The organism is Streptomyces sp. MS19, assembly GCF_047200595.1.
Lineage (GTDB): Bacteria > Actinomycetota > Actinomycetes > Streptomycetales > Streptomycetaceae > Streptomyces.
On the sequence record NZ_JBJZOH010000017.1, the window covers coordinates 91,113 to 115,001 of the forward strand.

Below are 23,889 nucleotides of genomic sequence, written 5' to 3' on the forward strand. Positions count from 1 at the left end.
ACGTAGTGGCTATGTTTCGAAAGTTGTGGCCTCGGGCAGCAGGGAGGCGTCGTGCGTCAGGAGCGCGTCGGCCGCCGCCCGGTGCCGGTCCGCGCCCGGGGTGTCGCCCTGCCGGTCCGCGTACTCCGCGAGCCGCAGGCGCAGCGCCGCCTGGAGCCGCGTGTCACCGGCGCGGACGGCGAGGCGCAGCGCGTCCGTCGCCATGCGTTCCGCGTCCCGCGTCCGGCCGGCGTGCTCCAGGACGCGTGCCGCCTCGGCGAGCGCGCGTGCCTGCGCGGGCACGTCGCCGCGCCGCCGGTGCGCCGCGCCCGCCGCGCGCCAGGCGCGCAGGGCGTCCGTCCACTCCTCGGCGCAGGCGAGGGCCGCGCCGACGCGGGCGTGCAGCCGGGCCGTTCCGTCCAGGTCACCGCGTGACTGGGCCAGCGTCAGGGCGCGGCCGTACCAGTCGGCGGCCCGCTGGCGGTCGCGCAGTTCGGTGTAGGTGTCGCCGATCGATTCGAGCGCCCGGCCGAGGGTGGCGGTGTCGGCCTGGTCGCGTTCGTCCCTGGCGGCGTCGAGCGCCGCGCGGTAACGGGCGAGCGCGGCGGTGTGGCGGCCCGCCCGCGCGTCGATGTCCCCCAGGTTGAGGTGTGCGGCGGCCAGTTCGCGCGGCAGGCGCTGCCGGGTGGCGACCTCGACGACGAGACCGTGCAGCTCGTACAGCTCGCGGGCCGCGCCCCCTGCGCCCCGGTGCGCGACGAGGGCGTGGGTGAGGGCGGAGAGCAGGCGCCGGGCGAGCGTGTCGAGCCCGCCGTCCGCGACGGCCAGCCGGGCGGCGGCGAGGAGCGCGCCGCGCCGCGCGTCGAGCCAGCCGGCGGCGGCCTCCCCGGTCTCGAAGCGGAGCGCGGCCGGGAGCCCGGAGAGCCAGCGTCTGGCGGCGGATCCTGGCGGCTCGGTGACGGCCTCGGCGGCGCGGAGGCGGCGTACCGTCCGTTCGAGCGTCCGGGCGCGGGCGAGGACGACCTCGGCCGGGCGTTCCTGGGTGCGGACGAGGGTGTGCAGGAGCGTCTCGAAGCAGGCGGGCAGGACGTACTGGCCCGGTTCCGGCGCGGCGCGCAGCAGGCCGAGCGTGGCGAACTCGGCGAGTGCCGCGCGTGCGGCCTGCACCGGGCAGCCCGCGAGTGCGGCGGCGGTGTGGGCGTCCACGGGTCCCGCGGGCGCGAGGGTGAGCAGGCGCAGGAGCCGGGCGGCCGGTGCGGGCAGGGAGGCGTGGACGAGTCCGAACGCGCGGCGCAGCGGCCCGTCCGCGAGGCCCGCGTCCGCCGCCGCGCCGTCGTCGTCCTCCTCTTCTCCGCCCTCCGCGGGGCGTTCCGCCGCGGCCAGGAGCGGGCCCATGTGGTCGGTGCGCATGCGGTGCAGCGCGTCCGCGACCGTCGCCTCCGGGTGGGCGCCGAGCCACCCGGCCGCCAGCACGAGGGCGGCGGGCAGGTCGGCGCACTCCTCGGCCAGGCTCTCGGCGGCGGTGGGGTCCACGGTGATGCGGACGGGGCCCGCGCCCCTGGCCAGCAGCCGTACGGACGTCTGCCGGTCGAGCCCGCCGAGCGTGCAGGGGCGTACGTCGGGCACGCCGGTCAGCGGGCCGCGCGCGACGGCGACGACGAGGCAGTCACGGCTGTCGGGGACGAGGTCGGCGAGCTGCGCGCCGTCGTGCACGTCGTCGAGGACGAGGACGGCGCGCCGCTCCTGGAGCGCGTCGCGGAGGGTGTCGCTCAGTTCGGCGTCGTCCGCGCCGGGCGGGGCCGCCTCGCCCAGGGCGTCGAGCAGCGCACGGGCGGCGCGCCCGGTGGGGACGGCGGCGCCGCCGGGATCGGTGAGGCGGACGTGGAGCACCCCGTCCGGGTGGTCGCCGTCGGCGGCCAGCTCGCGGGCGAACTTGCCCGCGAGCGCCGTGCGGCCGGTGCCGGGCCGGCCGGCGATCAGCAGGACGCGGCAGCGGGGTGCGGGGCGCCCCGCGAGGGTGTCGAGACCGGCCCGTGCGATGTCGGAGCGCAGCGCCGCCAGCTCGCGGCGGCGGCCCAGGAACTCGGGCGCCGGTGGCCCTTCGGTGACTGTCTGGTGCGTCACGTCCGTCACGGGCCCGAGCGTATGCCACGGTCCCCGCGCGGGCCGGTCAGGACACGTCAGGGCACGTCAGGCGGTGAACGGGCGGGCCGGCCAGGGAGCGTTCGCCGGGCGCAGCGACGCCAGGCCGCCGTCGGCGGCGCGCGCCGCCTGGAGGGCGAGCACGCCGACGGCGAGGCAGGTGTTGTGCAGGCGGCCGTCGAGGACCGCCCTGACCAGGTCGCCGAGCGGCACGCGGGCGAGCCGCATGTCGGCCTCCTCCTCGGTGGCGGCGAACCGCTCGCCCGTCGCGTCGGACAGCCCGGTCGCGAGGAAGATCCGCACCGCCTCGTCGGAGCCGCCCGGCGACGTGTAGACGTCGGCCAGGACGTGCCACTCGTCCGCCTTGACGTACGCCTCCTCGTACAGCTCGCGCTGCGCGGCGTGCAGCGGGTTCTCGCCCGGCACGTCGAGGAGTCCCGCGGGGATCTCCCAGAGCTTGTGCCGCACGGGGTGGCGGTACTGCTCCAGGACGACGACCTCGTCGTCGTCCCCCAGGGCGAGCACGGCCACCGACCCCGGGTGCACCTGGTAGTCGCGGCGGGCGGCGGAGCCGTCGGGCATCACCACCTCGTCGGCGCGGACGCTGGTCTTGGCGCCGGTGAAAGGGGTCTCCGTGACGGTGACGGACCAGTGTGCCGGTGTGTCGGCGAGGAAGTCGCCGGTCTGCTCGGTCATGGCAGTCAGTCTCCTACGCCCCCGGCGCCCTGCGCGCCCCCGCCCGGCGTGGCGCCCGGCCCGGTGCCGCGCGCGGCCACCGCCGCGCCGATCAGCCCGGCGAACAGCGGGTGCGGACGCGTCGGGCGCGAGCGCAGCTCCGGGTGCGCCTGGGTGGCGACCAGGTACGGGTGGACCTCGCGCGGATACTCGACGTACTCCACGAGCTGGTTGTCGGGCGACGTGCCGGAGAAGAGCAGGCCGGCCTTCTCCAGCTCGGCGCGGTAGGCGTTGTTCACCTCGTACCGGTGGCGGTGCCGCTCCTCGACGGTCTCGGCGCCGCCGTACACCTCGCGCACGATCGAGCCCTCGGCGAGCCGCGCCGGGTACATGCCCAGGCGCATCGTGCCGCCCATGTCGCCCTCGCCGCCGACGATGTCCAGCTGCTCCTCCATGGTCGAGATGACCGGGTGCGGGGTGCCCTGGTCGAACTCGGTGGAGCCCGCCGTCTCGATGCCCGCGAGGTGGCGCGCGGCCTCGATGACGATGCACTGGAGGCCCAGGCACAGCCCGAGCAGCGGGACGCGGTTCTCCCTGGCGAAGCGGATCGTGGAGATCTTGCCCTCCACGCCGCGCTCGCCGAAGCCGCCGGGGACGCAGATCGCGTCCACGTCGCCGAGCTGCTCGGCGGCGCCGGACGCGGTGCGGCAGTCGTCGGAGGTGACCCACTTGACGCGGACCCGCGCGTTGTTCGCGAAGCCGCCCGCGCGCAGGGCCTCGGTGACGGAGAGGTACGCGTCGGGCAGGTCGATGTACTTGCCGACGAGCGCGACCGTCACGTCGTGCTCCGGGTGGTGGACGCGGCGCAGCAGGTCGTTCCACTGCGTCCAGTTGACGTCGCGGAACGGCAGGTCGAGGCGGCGCACCACGTACGCGTCGAGGCCCTCGCCGTGCAGGACCTTCGGGATGTCGTAGATCGACTTCGCGTCGATCGCGGCGACGACTGCGGCCTCGTCCACGTCGCACATCAGCGAGATCTTGCGCTTGATGGCCGTCGGGACCTCGCGGTCGGCGCGCAGCACGATCGCGTCCGGCTGGATGCCGATGCTGCGCAGCGCCGCGACGGAGTGCTGCGTCGGCTTGGTCTTCAGCTCGCCCGAGGGGCCGATGTAGGGCAGGAGGGAGATGTGGACGACGAAGACGTTGTCCCGCCCCACCTCGTGCCGCACCTGGCGCACGGACTCCAGGAACGGGAGCGACTCGATGTCGCCGACCGTGCCGCCGACCTCGGTGATGACGACGTCCACGTCGTCGCCCGCCACGCGGCGGATGCGGTGCTTGATCTCATTGGTGATGTGCGGGATGACCTGCACGGTGTCGCCCAGGTACTCGCCGCGCCGCTCCTTGGCGATCACGGTCGAGTAGACCTGCCCGGTCGTGACGTTGGCGGACCCGTCGAGGTCCACGTCGAGGAAGCGCTCGTAGTGGCCGATGTCGAGGTCGGTCTCCGCGCCGTCGTCGGTGACGAACACCTCGCCGTGCTGGAAGGGGTTCATCGTGCCGGGATCGACGTTCAGGTACGGGTCCAGCTTCTGCATGGTGACCCGCAGGCCGCGCGCCTTCAGGAGCGCTCCGAGACTGGACGCGGTGAGCCCCTTGCCGAGCGAGGAGGCGACCCCGCCGGTGACGAAGATGTGCTTGGTCGTCGTGGTGCTGGGCGGAATGGCCAAAGGGAGCTCCCGTGGTCGCGAGGTCGGATGCGTGACAGCGCCCGGCGGAGGCGGTGCCTCGCATCGGGGTGGGTGCCGTCGCTGGATGTCGGGGGTTCGGCTGCCCTCCGGTCCACGGGCTACCAGGGTAACAGCGGACGGGAGCGGGCGGCGGCGCGGGCGGCGGCGCGGGCGGCCGCTGAGGACTCGCTGAAGAGTCGCTGAACCCGATTCCGACTTATCGCACCCAAGGTGAACAAGCTCACCCCGCCCCGCGGTGACGGCCCCGCGCGCGACGCGCGGCGGGCCTGGTGCCGTCGTATTCTGCTCGGACGCTCGAATGGGCGACGAAACCCGCACGTCCCACGGGGGGCGGAGCGCTGTTCGACTGGAGACGCAAGTGGCCGGGCGTATCGAGGACTACGCACTCGTCGGGGACATGCAGACCGCCGCGCTCATCTGCCGGGACGGCTCGGCCGACTGGATGTGCCTGCCCAGATTCGACTCCCATGCCGTGTTCGCCGGGCTCCTGGGCACGGACGAGCACGGCTTCTGGCGGCTGGGGCCCGCCCACGGCAAGGACGCTCCCCCGCCCCCGGCCAGCCGGCGGCGCTACCGGGGCGACTCCCTGATCCTGGAGTCCGAGTGGGACACCCCGCGCGGCACGGTCCGGGTGATCGACTTCATGCCGCCGCGCGGTACGGACGCGCCGCAGCTGGTGCGCATCGTGGAGGGCGTCAGCGGCCGCGTGCCGATGCGCTCGGTGCTGCGCATGCGGTTCTCCTACGGCTGGGTCGTGCCGTGGGTGCACAAGGTGGAGGACCGTACGGTCGCCGTCGCCGGGCCCGACTCGGTGTGGCTCGACACGAGCGTGGACACGTACGGCAAGAACCTGACGACGTACTCCGACTTCACCGTCGCGCCGGGCGACCGGGTCGCCTTCGCGATCAGCTGGCAGCCGTCGCACAAGGAGCCGCCGCCGGTGCCGCGGCCGGAGGAGGCGCTGGAGACGACCGCCGAGTTCTGGCGCGACTGGGTCGCGCAGTGCACGTACCACGGGCCGTACCGCGAGGCCGTGGTCCGCTCGCTGATCACGCTCAAGGCGCTGACGTACGCGCCGACCGGCGGGATCGTCGCGGCGCCGACCACCTCGCTGCCCGAGGAGATCGGCGGCTCGCGGAACTGGGACTACCGCTTCACCTGGCTGCGCGACGCGGCCATCACCCTCTCGTCGCTGCTGCGCACGGGCTACCACGAGGAGGCGCGCGCCTGGCGCGAGTGGCTGCTGCGCGCGGTCGCGGGCGATCCGCAGAACCTCCAGATCATGTACAGCATCGCGGGCGACCGCGAGCTGTCCGAGGCGGAGCTGAGCTGGCTGCCCGGCTACGAGAACTCGCAGCCCGTCCGCGTCGGCAACGGCGCGGCGGCCCAGCTCCAGCTCGACGTGTACGGGGAGGTCACCGAGGCGCTGCACCTGGCGCACATGACCGGCCTGGCCCGCAACGATCACGCCAATCTGCTCCAGCTCAAGCTGATCCGCTACCTGGAGGACCACTGGAACGAGCCGGACGAGGGGATCTGGGAGGTGCGCGGCCCGCGCCGCCACTTCGTCCACTCGAAGGTGATGGCCTGGGTCGCCGTGGACCGCACCGTGCGGCTGATCGAGTCCGGCGAGGTGGACGGCCCGCTGGAGCGCTGGCGCGACCTGCGGGACGAGATCCACCGCGAGGTCTGCGAGAAGGGGTACGACAAGGAGCGCAACACGTTCACGCAGTCGTACGGGTCCAAGGAGCTGGACGCCTCCCTGCTGCTGATCCCGCAGATGGGCTTCCTGCCGCCCGACGACAAGCGCGTGATCGGCACGATCGAGGCGATCCAGCGGGAGCTGTCCACGCTGGACGGCTTCATCCTGCGCTACCCCACGGCGGGCGACCAGGCGGGCGTGGACGGCCTGGAGGGCGACGAGGGCGCGTTCCTCGCCTGCTCCTTCTGGCTGGCGGACGACCTGGCGATGATCGGCCGGGTGGACGAGGCGCGCAAGCTCTTCGAGAAGCTGCTCGCCCTGCGCAACGACCTCGGGCTGCTCGCCGAGGAGTGGGACCCGCGGCGGATGCGGCAGGTGGGCAACTTCCCGCAGGCCTTCAGCCATGTGCCGCTGATCGACACCGCCCTGCGGCTGACGGCCTCCGGCGCGTACGGCGGCTGACCGTACGGGCGCGGCGCCGCCGGGGCCGGCCGGAGGCGGACGGCCAGGCGGCGCGGTGGCCGGATCTGTACGGTGCACCGGGCAGATCCGGCCGTCTTCCGGGCCTGTGCGGCGGGAGCGGCCCCCGTACGCGCCGGGGGGTGACGCGGGCCCCCGGGCACGGCGAGGATGAAAGCGCTCTCCACCGCGTTCCGGCACACCGGCGCCCGGGGAGGCGTCGAGGAAACCGTCGGGAAAGGAGCGTCCGGTGCAGCCGGCCCATCCCACCCTGGAGGCCGTGGCGGCGCACGCCGGGGTCTCCCGCGCCACCGTCTCCCGCGTCGTCAACGGCACCCCCGGGGTACGGCCCGAGCTGCGCGAACGCGTCCGCCGCTCGGTCGCGGCGCTCGGCTACGTCCCGAACTCCGCGGCCCGCAGCCTCGTGACCCGCCGCACCGGCGCCGTCGCCGTCGTGATCGCCGAGCCGGAGACCCGCGTCTTCGCCGACCCGTTCTTCGCCCAGCAGCTGCGCGGCATCGGCAGCGAGCTGTCGGCGCACGACACGCAGCTGCTGCTGATGCTGCTGGAGGGCCGCACGGACTACGAGCGCATCGAGCGCTACCTGTCGGGCGGCCACGTGGACGGCGTGCTGATGTTCTCGGTGCACACCGACGATCCCCTGCCCGCCATGGCGGCGGCCTCCGGGCTGCCCACGGTGTACGGCGGCCGCCCCGGCTGGCCCGGCGGGGCGGACGAGCCGGGGCTGCTCTATGTGGACACGGACAACCGCGACGGCGCCCGCCAGGCCGTACGGCACCTCCTGGCGCGCGGCAGGCGGCGCATCGCGGTGGTCACCGGGCCGCTCGACCAGACCGCCGCCGTGGACCGGCTGGACGGCTATCTCGACGCCATCGGCCGTGACGCGCCCGATCCGGCGCTGCTCGTCCACGGCGACTTCACGGCGGAGGGCGGCGCCCGCGCCATGGCGGAGTTGCTCGACCGCTCCCCCACACCGCCCGACGCGGTGTTCGCGGGCAACGACCTGATGGCCACCGGCGCGCTGCGCGTGCTGCGCGCACGGGGGCTGCGGGTCCCGGAGGACGTGGCGGTGGTGGGGTACGACGACCTGGAACCGGCCGCCTGGTCGGAACCGGCGCTGACGACCGTGCGGCAGGACGTCCGCCGGATGGGCGAGCTGATGGCCGCGCTGCTGCTGCGTCTGCTGCCGCCTGGCAGTCCGCAGGGGGAACCGCCCGCGCCGGTCATCACCCCGGCGCGGCTGGTCGTCCGCGACTCGGCCTGACGCCGCGTCCCCCGGCCGGCGTTCCTCAGCCGGTGCGCGTCAGCTCGTCGTAGACGCTGAGGACCTGCGCGACCGTCGTGTCCTCCGTCGGCCAGCTCCCCGCCCGCACCCGGCCCGCGGCGGCGAGTCCCGCCCGCCGCGCCGGGTCCCCCAGCAGCACGCGCACGGCCGCGCCGAGCGCCACGGGATCGCCGTACGGCACCAGGACCGCCGCGTCCCCCACCATCTCGGGGACGCCGCCGACCGCCGTCGCGACCAGCGGCACCCCGCCCCGCAGCGCCTCCAGGGCCAGCGGCGCCCGCCCGGCCCACTCCACGACGAGCAGCGCCGCGTCGGCCGCCGCCAGCAGCCGCGCCGGGTCGGGGCAGCCGCCGAGCAGCCGCACGGGCAGCCGTTCGCGGTCGATGCGCCGCTGGAGGGCGGCCCGGCCGGGCCCGTCACCGGCGACGAGCAGCAGCGGCTGCGGCGTGAGGCCGCGCCAGGCACGGGACGCGGTGAGCAGGACGTCGAGGCTGGGGTCTCGGTCGAGGCGAGTGACGGTCAGCAGCAGCGGTCTGTCGGTCGCCCCGAGCTCGGCGCGCAGCTTGTGCGGGTCGGGTTCCGGGGTGGGGCCGTCGGCGTCGGGCGCGGACTGCCCCGGCGGCGGGGAGGGCAGGGCCACGGGAGCCAGCCGCGCGTCGCGGGCGCCGCGCCGCCGGGCCCGTTCGACCAGGTCGGAGGTGGCGCCCAGGACGACGGACGCGGTGCGCGCGACCCAGCTCTCGGTCAGCTGCCGGACGCGGGCGCGCAGCCCGGGGGTCGTCGAGCGGGTGTGCCAGGTGACGACGAGGGGGCTGGTGTCGCGGCGGCGGCGCGCGAGGGCGGCGAGCGTCCCGGCGCGCATGCCGTGCGCGTGGACGAGGTCGGCCCCGGCGCAGACGGTCCGCAGGATGCCGACGGCGGCCCGCCGCGTGGTGATGGGGACGGGCACGAAACGGGCGCCCGCGCCGGTGAAGTCGTAGCGCCGCTCGGCGGAGGCGGGGGCGCAGACGGTGACGGTCAGGCCGCGTGCGACGAGCCCGGCCGACAGGGACCTGACGTGGACGCCGGTGCCCGCGCTGCCGCCGCCGAGGAGCTGGACGACGTGCGCCGGGCCGCGGCCATGGGGACCGGCGGACGGGCCGCTCACAGCGCCACCCGGCCAGGGTCCGTCTCCGGCGGGGACGTCCGTCCCCCGGGTGTGTGCGCCCGCGGGGCGCCGGATCGTCCTCGCACCGGGCGTACCCGGGCGGCGCGGGCAGGGCGGGCGGACCGCGCTCGCGGGCGCGCGTGACTCACGGCGGCCTCTCGTTCGCTGGGGTCGCGGGGGCTCCAGGATGCCAGTCCCGGCGCCGCGGACGGTAGCGCGGCCACTCGCACGGGCTATCCCCGGCCGAGCCGGGCGGCGGTGGCGAGGAGTTCCTCGGCGTGGGCGCGGGCGAGGCGGGAGTCCTCCTGCCCGGCGAGCATGCGGGACAGCTCGCGGACCCGGCCCTCGCCGTGGACCGTGCGGACGCCGCTGCTGGTCACGGTGCCGTCGCTGGTCTTCTCGACCACCAGGTGCCGGTCGGCGAAGGCGGCGACCTGCGGGAGGTGCGTGACGACGACGACCTGCGCCGACTCGGCCAGCTTCGCGAGGCGGCGGCCCACCTCGACCGCCGCCTTGCCGCCGATGCCCGCGTCCACCTCGTCGAAGAGGTACGTGGGCACGGGCGCGGCGTCTGCGAAGACGACCTCGATGGCGAGCATCACGCGGGACAGCTCGCCGCCGGACGCGCCCTTGGCGATGGGGCGTGCGGGGGCGCCGGGGTGGGGGGCGAGGAGGAGTTCGACGTCGTCGGCGCCGTGGGGGCCGTACGCGACCTGGCGGCCGTCGATGTCGAGCGCGTCCTCGTCGGGCGCGGCGGTGGGCTGGGTGACGGAGAACTGGACGCGGGCGTGCGGCATGGCGAGCTGCGTCAGCTCGGCGGTGACGGCGTCGGCGAAGCGCTTGGCGGCGTCGTTGCGGGCGTCGGTGAGGGTGCGGGCGAGGTCGGTCAGCTCCTCGCGCAGGCGGGCGCGTTCGGCGGCGAGCGTGTCGATGCGGTCGTCGTCGCCTTCGAGTTCGGCGAGGCGGGCGGCGCCGCGTTCCGCCCAGGCGAGGACGGCGGAGCAGCCGTCCTCCTCGGCGGCCGCGCCCGGCTCGGCGTACTTGCGGACGAGGTGGGCGAGGGCGGCGCGGCGTTCCTCGACGGCGGCGAGGCGCAGGGGGTCGGCGTCGAGGCCGTCGGCGTAGCCGGCGAGTTCCTGCGCGACGTCGGCGAGGAGGATGCCGACCTCGCCGAGCCGGTCGGCGAGTCCGGCGAGGGCGGCGTCGTGGCCGCGCACGGCGTTCAGCGCGCGGTGGGCGCCGGCGACGAGGGTCCCGGCGTCCACGCCCTCGGGGTCCGCCGGGTCCCCGGCGAGCGCGCCGTGGGCGACGGCGGCGGCGGAGGCGAGGGCCTCGGCGTGGCCGAGGCGTGCCGCCTCGGCGGCGAGTCCGGTGTCCTCGCCGGGGCGCGGCTCGGCGGCGGCGATCTCGTCGAGGCCGAAGCGGAGGAGGTCGGCCTCCTGGGCACGTTCGCGCGCGCGGGTGGTCAGTTCGGTGAGCGTGCTGTTGACGGCGCGCAGCCGGCGGTACGTCTCCAGGTAGGCGGCGAGCGGCACGGAGACGGCGTCGCCCGCGTACCGGTCGAGCGCGCCGCGCTGGCGCGCGGGCCGCAGCAGGCCCTGCTGGTCGGTCTGCCCGTGGACGGCGACGAGGTCCTCGCCCAGTTCGGCGAGCAGCCCCGCGGGGACCGAGCGGCCGCCGACGTGGGCGCGCGATCTGCCCTCGGCCGAGACGGTCCTGCTGATCAGCAGGGCGCCGTCGTCCAGCTCGGCGCCCGCCTCCACGGCCCTGCGGGCGGCGGGGGCGCCGTCGGGCACGGCGACGCGGCCCTCGACGACGGCGGCGGCGGCCCCGGCCCGTACGTACCCGGCGTCGCCGCGTCCGCCGAGCAGCAGCCCGAGGCTGGTGACGACCATGGTCTTGCCGGCCCCGGTCTCGCCGGTCACGGCGGTGAATCCGGTGGACAGCTCGACCACGGCGTCGTCGATCACGCCGAGGTCCTTGATCCGCATCTCCTCCAACACGGATACGACCATACGAGGTTCGGGGGCGCGATGGCGACGACCGCACCCGAACATCAGTACGGAAATCGCACGGATGTCGTGCGGGGGTCGGCGCGAAGAGCCGGCGCGTAGGGTCAGTGCGGCGCCCCGCGCCACCCCGCCACGGGCAGGGCGAACTTCGCCACCAGCCGGTCCGTGAACGGCGCGTGGTGCAGCCGCGCGAGCCGTACGGGCACGGCACCGCGCCGCACCTCCACCCGCGCGCCCGCGGGCAGTTCGACCGTGCGGCGGCCGTCGCACCACAGGACGCCTGGCCCCGTCCCCGGCCGCACCTCGACCGCGAGGACCGACCCCGGCGCGGTGACCAGGGGCTTGGCGAAGAGCGCGTGCGCGCTGATCGGCACCATCAGCAGCGCCTCCACCTCCGGCCAGACGACCGGCCCCCCGGCGGAGAAGGCGTACGCGGTGGACCCGGTGGGCGTGGCGCAGACCACACCGTCGCCGCCGAAGCCGGAGACGGGGCGGCCGTCCACCTCCGTGACGACCTCAAGCAGCCGTTCGCGCGCGGCCTTCTCGACGGACGCCTCGTTGAGCGCCCAGTCGGTGTGGCGCGTGCCACCGTCGACGAGCACGGTGACATCGAGCGTCATGCGCTCCTCGACCTCGTAGTCCCGGCGCACCACGCGGTCCACGACCTGGTCGAGGTCGTCGCGCTCGGCCTCGGCGAGGAAGCCGACGCGCCCGAGGTTGACGCCGAGCAGCGGCACGCCCGTGGCGCGCGAGAACTCGGCGCCGCGCAGCAGCGTCCCGTCCCCGCCCAGGACGACGAGCAGCTCACAGCCCTCGACGGCGGCGCGGGCGCCGTCGTCGGTGGGCGCGGTCTTCACGATGCGCTCGGCCGACTCGGGCAGGTCCAGGTCGGCGGCCTCCTCGGCGAGGACGCGCACGCCGATGCCGTGGCCGAGGAGGCCGCGGACGACGAGTTCGGCGCTGCGGATGGCGGCGGGACGCCCGGTGTGGGCGAGCAGGAAGACGGTGCGCTCCGGCGCCGGTCGCCCGGTCCCGCCGGAGCTGCGTGGGCTGTCGGTCACTGGGGTCCCTCTGTCACGGCGTGGTCGAGGTCGGCCGGGTCGAGTGGCGGCGCCCCGGCGTGGAGCCAGAGAAAGTATTCAACATTGCCGGACGGGCCGGGCAGCGGGCTTGCCGTGACGCCGCGCACACCGAGGCCGAGCCCGGCGGCGCGGTCGGCGACACCGCGTACGGCCTCGGCCCGCAGCGCCGGGCTGCGGACGACGCCGCCGCTGCCGAGCCGTTCCCTGCCGACCTCGAACTGCGGCTTCACCATCAGGACGAGGTCCGCGTCCGGCGCGGCGCAGCGCACGAGCGCGGGGAGCACCAGGCCGAGGGGGATGAACGACAGGTCGCCGACGACCACGTCCACCGGCTCGCCGCCGAGGGCGTCGAGGGTGAGGTCGCGTACGTTGGTGCGGTCCCGGACGGTGACGCGCGCGTCGGCCTGGAGGGACCAGGCGAGCTGCCCGTAGCCGACGTCCACGGCGACGACGTGCGCGGCGCCCGCGCGCAGCAGGACATCGGTGAAGCCGCCCGTCGAGGCGCCCGCGTCGAGGGCGCGGCGGCCCGCCACGCGCAGCCCGTGCGGGGTGAAGGCGGTGAGGGCGCCCGCGAGTTTGTGGCCGCCGCGCGAGGCGTAGCCGGGGTCGTCGGCGTCCTCGGTGACGAGGAGGGCGGCGCCGGTGGCGACCTGGGTGGCGGGCTTGGCGGCGCGCGTGCCGTTCACGGTGACGCGTCCTGCCTCGATCAGGGTCCTGGCGTGGTCGCGAGAACGGGCGAGCTTGCGGCGGACGAGTTCCGCGTCGAGCCGGGCGAGGCGGCCCTGGGTGGCGGGTGGCATCGGGTCACATCCCCGGCGCGGGGCGGTCGAGGCTCGCCAGGGTCTCGCGCAGCGCGCGGTGGACGTCCTCGTACACCTCGGGGTGGCCCGCCACTCCGATGCCGTCGGCGTCGGCGAGGCGCTGGAGGTGCGCGTCGAGGGGGGCGTGGCCGGTGGGCCTGACGCCGATGCCGAGCGGCTGCGGTCCGTCGTCGGGCGTGGTGTCCTCGGCGGCTTCGGGCGGGAGGTGCGCGCCGGGGGTCTCGGGGGAGGCGGAGTGGGGCTCGTCCATGCGTCCGACGCTACCCGGTGACCGGGCCGCCGCTCCGCCGCGCCGCCGGTTCTGCGGGCGGGACGCGTCGATTCGTCGATACGGGCGCTGCGGCGGCGCCGTCGGAGAGGTCGGTGCCGCGCGCCCCGGTCCGGTCGGGCGACGGGTCGAGCCTCGACCGTGCCCCGGCCGCCGAGCCGCGGCCCGGGTCGCCGGTGCGGAGGAGCCGGACGGCGGCCCAGGGCAGGTTGACACCGGTGAAGGCTGTCAGGAAGATCCCGGCGGACGGCCGCGGGTCCGCTTCGAGGAGCGCAGGCCGCCCCGGCAGTGGCGCAGTCGGACATCCGACACGCAGGCGAGCTTGAAGTGCCCGGCGACGAGCCAGGCGATCCGCGCCGCCTCGGGGTCGGCCAGGCAGGGCAGCACGGGGAAGCCGGGTGTCTTCTCGCGCGCCTGCGCCGCCCGTTCCAGCGCTTCCGCGACCGCGCCGACCGACATCCGGGATGCGGAAGCCGAACGCGCAGCACCCGCCCGCCGGTCTGACGCACACCGGCCGCAGGCCGTCCGCGTCCGACACGACCCGCCGGTCGGGCACCGGCACGCCGATGGCGCGGGCGGCCTCGCACGTGCGGCTCTTGCCGGTCAGCGGCGCACAGCGGCCGGTACGAACGGGGCGCGCGGAGGTCGCGGAGGCATGCCAGGAACGGGGTGGCCGTGACCACAGTGGCGGCGGCTTCGACTTCGGCGACCTGCCCGACATCGAGTTCCCGCCCAACCGCGACTGACCGCGGCCGGGCATGAAGAAGGCACTCCCGGCGCACGACGCGCCGGAAGGGCCTTCCGCCGTTCTCCCGCCCGCCCTCGTCCCGCCCGGCGGCCTTCGGGTTCACGATCTTCATCACCGCGCCCATCGCCCGCGGCCCCTCGGCGCCACCGGCACGCGCCTCCGCCACGGCTCCCCCTTCCGGGGCACACGGTCCACACCCGCCGGGCTCCGTTGCCGGACTCCCTCCGGGCGGCGACCCGCGCGGGACCTCGCCGCGTTGTCGAAGGAGGACGTCCGCGCGAGCGCGTCCCTGTGACCCGCGACGCACCGCATCGGGCATGGCCCACGATCGCCGCGTCCGGTCCCCGAAGCGGCCCGTCCATGGGATCGGACGCCCCCTTCCACCGCCGCACACCGCGCGCGGCGCCGCACGGGCGCCCCCGGCGCGCTTCCCGTCCGCCGCCACGCGGCCTCCCCCGCGCCCCGCGAGTTAGGTTAGCCTAACCTCGCTTTCGGACCTCGTGCCCCGGCTCCCACCGGGGGCAGTGCAGGGCCCCGCGTCCGCGTCCCACCGTGCCGCGCGCCGCCGCCCCGGCACGCCCCCGCCCGGCCGGGCGCGGCCCGCCTCACCGGAAAGGACCCGCACCATGGCCACGGCTCCCTACGCGTTCTTCGACCTCGACGTCCTCCGCACGTCCCGCCTCAGCCCCGGTTTCGCCCGCGTCACCCTCGGCGGCGGGCAGATCGCCGCCGTCGGACACGCCGGCCGTGACCAGCGCGTCAAGCTCTTCGTGCCCCAGCCGGGCCACCGGACGATCGCCGTCCCCCGCGACCGGGGCGGCGACTGGTGGACCGCCTGGCAGCGGATGCACCCGGCCGAGCGCGCGTCCATGCGCACCTACACCGTGCGCGAACTGCGCCGCGACGCGGGCGAGTTGGACATCGACTTCGCCCTGCACCCCCATCCGGGGCCCGCCGCCGAGTGGGCCACGACCGTCCGCCCCGGCGACCCCGCGACCATCCTCGGCCCGACCCAGGACGAGAACGCCGGCATCGGCTTCCACCCTCCCGCAGCCACCGACGCCGTCCTGCTGGCCGGTGACGCCTCGGCGCTGCCCGCCATCGCGGGCATCCTCGCCTGGCTCCCGCCGGGCACCCGCGCCACCGTCCTCGTGGAGACGGCCGACGCCGCCGACCGCCGGCACCTGCCCACCCGCGCCGACGCCGACATCACCTGGCTCACCCACACCGACACCCACCCCGGCACGGACGACAGCCCCCTGCTCGCCGCACTGCGCACCACCCCGCTCCCCGGCAGCGCGCCGTACGCCTGGGTCGCGGGCGAGGCGGGCTGCGTACGGGCGCTGCGCCGCCACCTCGTACGCGAACGCGGCATCGACCGCCGCCACATCACGTTCACGGGCTACTGGCGGCGCCACGCCTCCGAGGACACGCTCATGCAGGAGGCCATCGCCGCCGCGGCCTGACGGGAAACGGGCGCGCTACGCGCCGAGCCCGAGCCGCTCCAGCGCCTCGTCCGCAGGCAGCCCGCAGCGCCCCTCCCCCGCGTCGGTCCACGCCGCCGCGCACAGGGCGCGCAGGCCGTCCAGCGGGTCCCCGTCGCCCTCGACGGCCAGCCGCCCGTCCCGTACGGACGCGCGGACGCCGCCGCACCGCCAGCCGTCGCCGTCCCGCACCACCTCGGGGTGCGGGACGAGCAGGCCACGGAGGTCGGCGGCGACGTACGTCGGCCGGTGGTCGGGCCGCGCCGCCAGCAGCACGGCGGGCGTGGTCACGCCGGTCAGCACGAGCAGCGAGTCCACGCCCCCGGCGTACGCCCCCTCGATGTCCGTGTCCAGCCGGTCCCCCACCACCAGCGCGCGGCGCGCGCCGGTCCGCAGGATCGTCTCGCGGTGCATGGGCGGCAGCGGCTTGCCGGCCACGACGGGCCCCTCCTCCCGCCCGGCGGCGAGGCGCACGACCTCGACGGCCGCCCCGTTGCCCGGCATGATGCCGCGGCCGCTGGGGATGGTCAGATCGGTGTTCGACGCGTACCACGGCACGCCGCGCGAGACCGCGAGCGCCGCCTCGGACACCAGCGCCCAGCGCATGTCGGGCCCGCCGTACCCCTGCACGACGGCGACCGGCCCGTCGTCGGCGGAGTCCACCGGGACGAGGCCGCGTTCGCGCAGCGCGACACGCAGGCCCTCGCCGCCCGAGCACAGCACGCGTGCCCCGACGGGCACGTCGTCCGCGATCACCCGCGCCACGGCCTGCGCCGACGTGACGACCTCGGAGGCGTCGGCGGGCACGCCCAGGCTCGTCAGGTGCCCGGCGACCGTCTCGGGCGTCCGCGCCGCGTTGTTGGTGACGTAGGCGAGCCCCATCCCGTCCGCCTCGGCGGCGCGCAGCGAGGCGACGGCGTGCGGCAGGGCGTCGCCGCCCGCGTAGACCACGCCGTCGAGGTCGAGGAGCGCGGTGTCGTACGCCGTGTGCAGCTCCCGCTCGGAGGCGTCGGGTCGCGAGCGAGGCGTCCCCGGAATCTTCGTCTCAGTCATCTCGCACCGATCATCCCCCATCACACCGGCGGCCTACGATGCGAGGGTGCGCACCGCAGGCCTCGATCTCGCCCCGTTCCGCGCCCTGCGCTACGCGCCCGGCCGCGTGGCGGGGCTCGCCGACGTCACCTCGCCGCCGTACGACGTCGTGGTCAGGCCGGACGGCCAGCGCGCGCTGGAGACCGCCGACCCGCACAACATCGTGCGGCTCATCCTCCCGCCCTCCCCCGACCGCGCCGCCGCCACGCTCACCGCCTGGCGCCGCGCGGGCGTCCTCGTGACCGACGACCTGCCCGCCCTGTACGTCTACGAGCAGCGCGCCGCCGGCACCGTCGTCCAGCGCGGCCTCATCGGCGCCCTCCGCCTCACCCCGCCCGCCGAACGCACCGTACTCCCCCACGAGGACGTGATGCCCGACGTCGTCGCGGAACGGGCCGCGCTCCTGCGCGCCACGGCCACCAACTTCGAACCCCTGCTCCTCTCCTACCGCGGCCACGCCGACGACGCCGCCGCGGACCTCGTGGAACGCACCGCCGCCCGCGCCCCGGACACCTCCCTCACCACGGACGACGGCATGGCGCACCGGCTGTGGCGCGTCACCGACCCGGCCGGACAGTCCGCCGCGACGCGCGCCCTGGCGGCCCACCGCGCCCTGATCGCGGACGGCCACCACCGCTGGGCCACCTGCCTGCGCCTGCGCGACGAGCACGGCGCCCGGCCGCCGTGGGACCGGACGCTCGTGCTGCTCGTGGACACCGCCAGATACCCCCTGCGCGTGCAGGCGATCCACCGGGTCCTGCCGGGCCTGGCCCCGGCGGACGCGCTCGGCCGCCTCACCGGCGCGTTCCGCGTCCGCCACGTCACGGGGCCGCTCGACGCCGCGCTGCGTTTCCTGGACGACACGCCGGGCACCGCGTTCCTGCTCGCCGGCGCGGGCACGTTCCACCTGCTCGACCGGCCCGACCCGGCGCTGCTCGACCGTACGGTCCCCGGCGGCCGTCCCGAGGCGTGGCGCCGCCTCGACGCGACGGTGCTGCACGCCACGCTGCTCGACGCGGTGTGGCGCGTCCCCGACCGGCCGGGCGGCATCGCGTACCTGCACGACGCCGCGGCGGCCGTCACCCAGGCGGAACGCCTCGGCGGCACCGCCGTCCTGCTCCGCCCCGTCCGTGAGGACACCGTCCTGGCGCTGGCCGAGCAGGGCGTCACGATGCCCCGGAAGTCCACCTCGTTCGGCCCGAAACCGGCCACGGGCCTCGTGATGCGGTCCCTGGCCGACGAGGAGGACTAGGGTCTGTCCCCGGCTCACGCCGGACCGGCCGCCGCCGCCCACTGGTGGGCGCTGCCCTGGTGGACGGCGGCGTAGACGCGGTCGCGCAACTGGTTGGCGTCCTGGTCGGTGAGGGTGCGGTCCAGGTGCCGCAGAACCACCTTGAGAAGCACGTTCTTCTGGTCCGGCCGGGCTCCGAGCCGTTCCCGTGCCCGCGGCGGGAGCCCGGCGCACGGCGTCTCGGCCAGGATCCCGACGCTCTCCACGCAGTCGGCGTCGGCGCCGAGCGCGTCGCGGACCCGGTCGCCGAGGTCTTCCGCCAGGTCGTCGCGGTCGACGGCCACGGACAGGTCCCGGCGGACGGCGGGCATGGCGGAGACGGGCCGGTACGGGCTCAGGTCGGTCATCTGCGCGTCCACGGACGGGTCGGCCGACCGCAGGGCGCGGATGTCCGGGATGCCTTTGAGCAGCATCAGCATCCGGTCGAGCCCCATGCCGAGCGCGAGTCCGCTCCACGCGGCGCCGAGTCCGGCGCGCGCGAGCACCGCCGGATGCGCCAGGCCGCACTCCGCCACCTCGATCCACTCGCCGCCGCGCTCCACGTCCACCTGGCGGCCGGAGAGGGTGTACGGGTGGACGCGGTCCTCGTGGCGGTGCCTCGCCCCGGGGAGCAGCGTTTCGACGAGGGTGGTGACCATGCCGTCGAGGTCGGCGGTGGTCATGGGGGCCGGGCGGCGGGTGACGCGCCACAGGTCGAGCTGGTGGGGCGTGCCGGTGTGCAGGCGGTCGATGCTGTCCCGGCGGTAGACCATCCCGGGGCAGACGAGGAGCACGTCGTCGGCCGGGTCCGCCGCCAGGGCGCGCAGCGCGGCGGGGATCAGCGCGCTGGAGTGGCTGCGCAGCATGTGCCGGTCGTCGGTGTAGCGGGTGTAGCGGGCGTCGCGGGTGATGTCGTCGGGGCGGTAGCCGAGGTTGTCGTAGTTGTCCTCGACGGTGACGACGCGTTCGCCCCGGCACCACCTGACCTGGCAGCCCCAGCGGTCCGCCAGCGCCTGGACGGCGTCGGCGAGGACGAGTTGGAGCGCGTGCGGTCCGGCGGCGGGGTCGGTGAGGTCCCGGACGGAAAGGTCGCGGGCGAGCTGTTCAGCGGTGAGACGGGCGGGCATGTCGGCCTCCTGGCCACGGAGCGGTGACGGGGTTTCGGGAACCCCCCGGCCCCGGGGCCCAGCCGCTCGGTGGGGACGGCCCGCTCAGTTCCGCGGACGTGGCGAGGTCCGACCCCTGCGGCGCCCTTCGGGGGCCAGGGGGCCGGTAAATCGGCGAGAGATCGCTACGACGGCCACACCCACACTGTAACGCGCTCCCGGCACAAGGCCTCGGCCGTCTCCGCCGGGCGGCCACCGGTGACCGGCTGACGCCCCGTCCGGCCCACTGGCCCCAGCAGATTAGGTTAGGCTAACCTCACTCTCGGTCGTTCCCCCCGCGCTCCCGGGAGTCCCATGCGTACACCCCTCTTCGCCCGGCACGACGCACGCCTCGGCGAGTTCGCGCTGCGCCCCGTCGATCCCGACCGCGACACCCCCCTCCTGCACCGCTGGCTGACGCACCCCAAGTCGGCGTTCTGGCTGATGGGCGACGCGACCGCTGAGGACGTCGGCAAGGAGTACCGCGCCCTCGCGGCGTCACCGGCGCACGACGCGTTCCTCGGCCTCCACAAGGGCCGCCCCGCCTTCCTGACCGAACGCTACGACCCGGCGGCCGAGCCCGTCGGCCGCGTCTTCACGGTCCAGACCGGCGACATCGGCATGCACTTCCTCACCGCACCGGCCGACACCCCGCTGCCGGGCTTCACCCGCGCCGTCATCACGACCGTCATGGCGTTCCTCTTCGACGACCCGTCCGTCCGCCGCGTCGTGGTCGAACCCGACGTGCGCAACGAGGCCGTCCACCGGCTGAACGCCCTCGTCGGCTTCGAGGCCGACCGCACCGTCACCCTCCCCGGCAAGGAAGCCCTCCTCAGCTTCTGCACCCGCGAGCAGTTCACCGCCGCCGTCACGCCGGGAGCGACCCGATGAACGCCACCGACGCCACCGCGCACCTCACCCCCGTCCTGTGGGCGCGCGCCGAGCGGCACCTGATACGCAAGGCGCTCGCCGAGTTCTCCCACGAGCGCCTGTTCACCCCGCGCCAGGACCCCGCGGACGGCCGCTGGAGCGTCACCAGCGACGACGGCGCCGTCACCTACCGCTTCCCCGCGACCCGCCACGCGCTGGACCACTGGCACATCGACGCGGACGGCATCACCCGCGAACGCACGGCGGACGGCACCGCGCTGCCCCTGGACGCCCTCGCCTTCTTCATCGAGACGCGCGGCGCCCTGGGCCTGTCCGACACCGTCCTGCCGACCTACCTGGAGGAGATCACCTCCACGCTCGCGGGGGCCGCCTACAAGCTGTCCCTCCCCGCCCGCTCCGCCGCCGACCTGGCGGCCGCCGACTTCCAGACCATCGAGGCCGGCATGACGGAGGGCCACCCCTGCTTCGTCGCGAACAACGGCCGCCTCGGCTTCGACTCCGCCGAGTACCACGCGTACGCGCCCGAGGCCGCCGCCCCCGTCCGCCTCGTCTGGCTCGCCGCGCGCCGCGACCTGGCCACCTTCACCGCGTGCGCCGGCCTGGACTACGAGACGCTGATCGCCGCCGAGCTGGACCCCGCCACGCGCGCCGCGTTCGCCGGCCGCCTCACCGCCCTCGGCCTCGACCCGGACGGCTACCACCTCCTCCCGGTCCACCCCTGGCAGTGGCACAACCGGCTGTCCGTCACCTTCGCGGGCGAACTGGCGCGCCGGCACCTCGTGCTCCTGGGCGAAGGCCCCGACGACCACCGCCCCCAGCAGTCGATCCGCACGTTCTTCAACGTCTCGCACCCGGAGAAGCACTACGTCAAGACGGCCATCTCCGTGCTCAACATGGGCTTCCTGCGCGGCCTGTCCGCCGCCTATATGGAGGTGACCCCGGCCATCAACGACTGGCTCGCCGGACTGATCGCCCGCGACGGCGTCTTCGCCGAGACGGGTTTCTCCATCCTCCGCGAGCGCGCCGCCATCGGCTACCACCACCGGCACTACGAGGCGGCCACGCAGAAAGGCTCGCCCTACCTCAAGATGCTCGCCGCGCTCTGGCGCGAGAGCCCCGTCCCCACGCTCGCGCCCGGCCAGCGCCTGGCCACCATGGCAGCACTGCTGCACGTGGACCGGGACGGCCGCTCCCTGGCCGCCGCGTTCATCGCCGAGTCGGGCCTGCCCCCCGCCGACTGGCTCCGGCACTACCTGCGCGCCTATCTGACGCCGCTCCTGCACAGCATGTACGCGTACGACCTCGCGTTCATGCCGCACGGCGAGAACGTCATCCTCGTCCTGGAGAACGGCGTCCCGCGCCGCGTCGTCATGAAGGACATCGCCGAGGAGGTCGTCGTCATGAGCCCGGACGTCCCGCTCCCGCCGGAGGTGGAACGTATCCGCGCCCGCGTGTCCGACGAGGAGTGGCCGCTCGCGATCCTCACCGATGTCTTCGACTGCTTCTTCCGCTTCCTCGGCGCGACACTGGACGAGGAAGGGGTGCTGGACGAAGAGGCCTTCTGGGGCGCGGTCGCCGAGTGCGTCCACGACTACCGGAAGGCCACCCCGCAGTTCGCCGAGCGGTTCGAGCGGTTCGACCTCTTCACGGAGGAGTTCCCCCTCTCCTGCCTGAACCGTCTCCAGCTGCGCGACAACCAGCAGATGGTGGACCTACAGGACCCGACGAGCCTGCTCCAGTACGCCGGGACCCTGCGGAACCCCCTCGCTCCCTACGCCTGACGCGGCTCCTCGTCGTCCCCGTCGTCCTCGGCGGGGCGGGACTCGCCCGCCGCCTCGGCCTTTCCCTCGTTCTCCTCCGCGTCCTCGATCCCGGTCTCGTCTTCCAGGTCGGGGTCGAGGGCGTCGACGAACTCCACACCGTCCAGCTCCGCCAGCCGGTCGGACGCGTTGGTGACGCCGCCCTGGTCGGCGTCGAGCGCCTTGGCGAACCAGGTACGCGCCTCCTCCTCCCGGCCCACCGCGAGCAGCGCGTCCGCGTAGGCGTACCGCAGGCGCGCGGTCCACGGGTGGGCGGCGGTGGACGCGAGCTCGGGGCATTCGAGCGTGACGACGGCGGCGTCGGGCTGGCCGAGGTCGCGCCGCGCGCCGGCGGCGACGAGCCGCATCTCGATCTGCCCGGCCTTGTCGAGCTGCTGCACCTCGGGCTCACCGGCCATCGCCAGCGCGCGTTCCGGCCGGCCGATGCCGCGCTCGCAGTCGGCCATGAGCGGCCACAGGTGGACCGAGCCGGTCATGCGCCGCGCCGCGCGGAACTCCGTCAGCGCCTCCGCGTACTTCTCCACGCCGTACGCCGCGAACCCGGCGGCCTCACGGACCGCACCGACGCGCGACGCGAGCCGCAGCGCGACACGGGAGTACGCGTAGGCGCGCTCCGGCTCCTCGTCCAGCAGGTTGGCCACCATGACGAGGTTCCTGGCGACGTCCACGGCGAGGGTCTTGGGCAGGCTGAGCAGCTCCTGCCTTACCGAGCGGTCGATCTCGTCGCCCGTCACCTCGTCGGGGATGGGCAGCCGCTGGGTGCGCTCACGGTCGGCGCGCCCCTGCTCGGAGCGGTGGAAGCCGCCCTCCCGCCGGAAACCGCCACCGCGCGGCCCGCCGCGCCCGTCCCTGCGGTCGTCACGCCGGAAGCCACCCCCGCGCCCGTCCCGCCGGTCGTCCTGGCGGGGCCTGTCGGAACGGGGCCTGTCGTCGTAGCGCGGCCGGTCATCCCTGGGTCGGTCGTAACGGGGACGGTCGTCACGCGGCCTGAACTCCCGCCGCTCACCACCGTCACGCCCGCCGTCACGCCCACGGTTCCGGTCGCGGTCACCCCACGGACGGTCCTGCCGCGGCCGGTCATCCCTGGGCCGGTCGTAGCGCGGACGGTCGTCACGCGGCCTGAACTCCCGCCGCTCACCACCCTCTCGACCGCCGTCACGCCCACGGTTCCGGTCGCGGTCACCCCACGGACGATCCTGCCGCGGCCGGTCACCGTAGCGGGGCCGGTCATCGCGCCGGAAGCCCTGACCGCTTCCCCCACGCTCATCCCGCCGGTCATCCTGACGAGGCCGGTCGTAGCGCGGCCTGTCGTCGAAGCGCGGCCGGTCATCCCTGGGCCGGTCGTAACGGGAACGGTCGTCACGCGGCCTGAACTCCCGCCGCTCACCACCGTCACGCCCGCCCTCACGCCCACGATTCCGGTCCCGGTCACCCCACGGACGATCCTGCCGCGGCCGGTCGTCACGACGGAACCCCTGACCGCTTCCCCCACGCTCATCCCGCCGGCCACCGCCCCAGCGGTCGCCCGTACGCTCACCACGTTCGCCGCCGCGCTCGCCACGACGGTCGTCCGGGCGGTCACGCCAAGGCCGGTCGTCACGACGGTCGTTGGTGTAGCGAGGCCGCTCGTCACGGCCCCCGCGGCGGTCGTCACGGCGGTCGTCGCGCCAATTCCCACCACCGCGGCGGAAACCACCACGGTCGTCATCGCGCCGCGGACCCCGCGACTCGCGCTCCGACCGTGACGGCCGCTCATCCGATGAATTCGTCATTGACTTGACTCCTGCCTCACACACACGAAACGAAAAACAAAAAAGGACCTCTGGTTCTCCAGCATGTCGCTGAAGAACCAGAGGTCCTATCAAAGATTGTCCGGCGGTGACCTACTCTCCCACACGGTCCCCCATGCAGTACCATCGGCGCTGGAGAGCTTAGCTTCCGGGTTCGGAATGTAACCGGGCGTTTCCTCTCCGCCATGACCACCGGAACACTAGAAAGTGCTCCAAGCGAACAAGCACACTTTTCAGTTGACATTCAGCTGAAGCACTTCTTCCCGCCAGGACATATCTGTCCCGACAAGGGTGGCTTCAAAAAG

General features: G+C 75.2%; 20 protein-coding genes, 1 rRNA gene and 1 pseudogene. 7 read left to right on the plus strand and 15 right to left on the minus strand.

All coding sequences use genetic code 11. From position 1 onward, the window contains the following. Positions 1 to 9: 9 nt before the first annotated feature. The 3 genes from ACL02R_RS18045 to ACL02R_RS18055 are packed head-to-tail and all read right to left on the minus strand — an operon-like array spanning position 10 to position 4,520. Positions 10 to 2,112 (minus strand): AAA family ATPase, encoded by a 2,103-nt coding sequence (locus ACL02R_RS18045; RefSeq protein ID WP_412797948.1) that lies wholly within the window; start codon positions 2,110 to 2,112, stop codon positions 10 to 12. 57 nt (positions 2,113 to 2,169) lie between these two features. Then, positions 2,170 to 2,817: an NUDIX domain-containing protein gene (locus ACL02R_RS18050; protein ID WP_412797949.1), complete on the minus strand. Its 648-nt coding sequence runs from the start codon at positions 2,815 to 2,817 to the stop codon at positions 2,170 to 2,172. A 5-nt stretch (positions 2,818 to 2,822) separates the two neighbouring features. Continuing rightward, a complete protein-coding gene (locus tag ACL02R_RS18055; protein ID WP_412797968.1) occupies positions 2,823 to 4,520 on the minus strand; it encodes a CTP synthase in 1,698 nt (565 codons plus the stop codon). A gap of 325 nt (positions 4,521 to 4,845) precedes the next feature. On the opposite strand from ACL02R_RS18055, the gene ACL02R_RS18060 reads away from it, so the two are divergent. Beyond that, on the plus strand, positions 4,846 to 6,711 hold the full coding sequence (locus tag ACL02R_RS18060) for a glycoside hydrolase family 15 protein (RefSeq protein ID WP_412797950.1): 1,866 nt from the start codon (positions 4,846 to 4,848) through the stop codon (positions 6,709 to 6,711). Positions 6,712 to 6,958: 247 nt separating this feature from the next. Then, complete coding sequence (locus tag ACL02R_RS18065; protein ID WP_412797951.1) at positions 6,959 to 7,993, plus strand: LacI family DNA-binding transcriptional regulator; 1,035 nt, start codon at positions 6,959 to 6,961, stop codon at positions 7,991 to 7,993. A gap of 25 nt (positions 7,994 to 8,018) precedes the next feature. Here the strand turns inward: ACL02R_RS18065 and ACL02R_RS18070 are convergent, their stop codons facing one another. The 6 genes from ACL02R_RS18070 to ACL02R_RS18095 all read right to left on the minus strand — a co-directional run bounded on the left by ACL02R_RS18070 (position 8,019) and on the right by ACL02R_RS18095 (position 13,803). Beyond that, positions 8,019 to 9,161 carry a glycosyltransferase family 4 protein gene (locus ACL02R_RS18070; protein ID WP_412797952.1) on the minus strand — a complete coding sequence of 381 codons (1,143 nt, stop codon included), beginning with the start codon at positions 9,159 to 9,161 and terminating at the stop codon, positions 8,019 to 8,021. Positions 9,162 to 9,394: 233 nt separating this feature from the next. Beyond that, positions 9,395 to 11,176, minus strand: a complete 1,782-nt coding sequence (gene recN / locus ACL02R_RS18075; protein WP_412797953.1) for a DNA repair protein RecN — start codon at positions 11,174 to 11,176, stop codon at positions 9,395 to 9,397. A 101-nt stretch (positions 11,177 to 11,277) separates the two neighbouring features. After that, positions 11,278 to 12,234: an NAD kinase gene (locus ACL02R_RS18080; RefSeq protein ID WP_412797954.1), complete on the minus strand. Its 957-nt coding sequence runs from the start codon at positions 12,232 to 12,234 to the stop codon at positions 11,278 to 11,280. After that, positions 12,231 to 13,055 (minus strand): TlyA family RNA methyltransferase, encoded by an 825-nt coding sequence (locus tag ACL02R_RS18085; RefSeq protein ID WP_412797969.1) that lies wholly within the window; start codon positions 13,053 to 13,055, stop codon positions 12,231 to 12,233. Before ACL02R_RS18085 ends, ACL02R_RS18080 begins: the two co-directional genes overlap by 4 nt. Before the next feature lie 4 nt (positions 13,056 to 13,059). Then, positions 13,060 to 13,326 carry a hypothetical protein gene (locus tag ACL02R_RS18090; protein WP_412797955.1) on the minus strand — a complete coding sequence of 89 codons (267 nt, stop codon included), beginning with the start codon at positions 13,324 to 13,326 and terminating at the stop codon, positions 13,060 to 13,062. 246 nt (positions 13,327 to 13,572) lie between these two features. Continuing rightward, positions 13,573 to 13,803: a hypothetical protein gene (locus ACL02R_RS18095; protein WP_412797956.1), complete on the minus strand. Its 231-nt coding sequence runs from the start codon at positions 13,801 to 13,803 to the stop codon at positions 13,573 to 13,575. Between the two features lie 5 nt (positions 13,804 to 13,808). On the opposite strand from ACL02R_RS18095, the gene ACL02R_RS18100 reads away from it, so the two are divergent. Further along, on the plus strand, positions 13,809 to 14,090 hold the full coding sequence (locus ACL02R_RS18100) for a hypothetical protein (RefSeq protein WP_412797957.1): 282 nt from the start codon (positions 13,809 to 13,811) through the stop codon (positions 14,088 to 14,090). 66 nt (positions 14,091 to 14,156) lie between these two features. Here ACL02R_RS18100 and ACL02R_RS18105 read toward each other — a convergent pair. Beyond that, a pseudogene (locus tag ACL02R_RS18105) lies at positions 14,157 to 14,261 on the minus strand (GatB/YqeY domain-containing protein); the annotation flags it as partial. Positions 14,262 to 14,718: 457 nt separating this feature from the next. On the opposite strand from ACL02R_RS18105, the gene ACL02R_RS18110 reads away from it, so the two are divergent. Beyond that, a complete protein-coding gene (locus tag ACL02R_RS18110; RefSeq protein ID WP_412797958.1) occupies positions 14,719 to 15,558 on the plus strand; it encodes a siderophore-interacting protein in 840 nt (279 codons plus the stop codon). 15 nt (positions 15,559 to 15,573) lie between these two features. Here the strand turns inward: ACL02R_RS18110 and ACL02R_RS18115 are convergent, their stop codons facing one another. Next, a complete protein-coding gene (locus ACL02R_RS18115; RefSeq protein WP_412797970.1) occupies positions 15,574 to 16,614 on the minus strand; it encodes an HAD hydrolase-like protein in 1,041 nt (346 codons plus the stop codon). Positions 16,615 to 16,648: 34 nt separating this feature from the next. Between ACL02R_RS18115 and ACL02R_RS18120 the strand changes: the two genes are divergently transcribed. Further along, complete coding sequence (locus ACL02R_RS18120) at positions 16,649 to 17,920, plus strand: DUF1015 family protein (RefSeq protein ID WP_412797971.1); 1,272 nt, start codon at positions 16,649 to 16,651, stop codon at positions 17,918 to 17,920. Between the two features lie 14 nt (positions 17,921 to 17,934). On the opposite strand, the gene ACL02R_RS18125 is transcribed toward ACL02R_RS18120, so the two are convergent. Further along, positions 17,935 to 19,065, minus strand: coding sequence for a hypothetical protein (locus ACL02R_RS18125; RefSeq protein WP_412797959.1), 1,131 nt, complete (start codon positions 19,063 to 19,065; stop codon positions 17,935 to 17,937). Positions 19,066 to 19,398: 333 nt separating this feature from the next. Between ACL02R_RS18125 and ACL02R_RS18130 the strand changes: the two genes are divergently transcribed. Both ACL02R_RS18130 and ACL02R_RS18135 read left to right on the plus strand, forming a co-directional pair. Then, complete coding sequence (locus tag ACL02R_RS18130; RefSeq protein WP_412797960.1) at positions 19,399 to 19,974, plus strand: GNAT family N-acetyltransferase; 576 nt, start codon at positions 19,399 to 19,401, stop codon at positions 19,972 to 19,974. After that, the gene (locus ACL02R_RS18135) at positions 19,971 to 21,755 is read left to right on the plus strand and encodes an IucA/IucC family protein (RefSeq protein WP_412797961.1); all 1,785 of its coding nucleotides are present in this window, start codon (positions 19,971 to 19,973) and stop codon (positions 21,753 to 21,755) included. Before ACL02R_RS18130 ends, ACL02R_RS18135 begins: the two co-directional genes overlap by 4 nt. Here the strand turns inward: ACL02R_RS18135 and ACL02R_RS18140 are convergent. The 3 genes from ACL02R_RS18140 to rrf all read right to left on the minus strand — a co-directional run bounded on the left by ACL02R_RS18140 (position 21,746) and on the right by rrf (position 23,781). Beyond that, a complete protein-coding gene (locus ACL02R_RS18140; RefSeq protein ID WP_412797972.1) occupies positions 21,746 to 22,546 on the minus strand; it encodes a hypothetical protein in 801 nt (266 codons plus the stop codon). The genes ACL02R_RS18135 and ACL02R_RS18140 overlap by 10 nt on opposite strands. Then, positions 22,525 to 23,502, minus strand: a complete 978-nt coding sequence (locus ACL02R_RS18145; RefSeq protein ID WP_412797973.1) for a hypothetical protein — start codon at positions 23,500 to 23,502, stop codon at positions 22,525 to 22,527. The genes ACL02R_RS18140 and ACL02R_RS18145 overlap by 22 nt, the downstream gene beginning before the upstream one ends. A gap of 162 nt (positions 23,503 to 23,664) precedes the next feature. Beyond that, positions 23,665 to 23,781: ribosomal RNA gene (rrf, locus tag ACL02R_RS18150) — 5S ribosomal RNA — on the minus strand. Between the last annotated feature and the right edge of the window lie 108 nt (positions 23,782 to 23,889).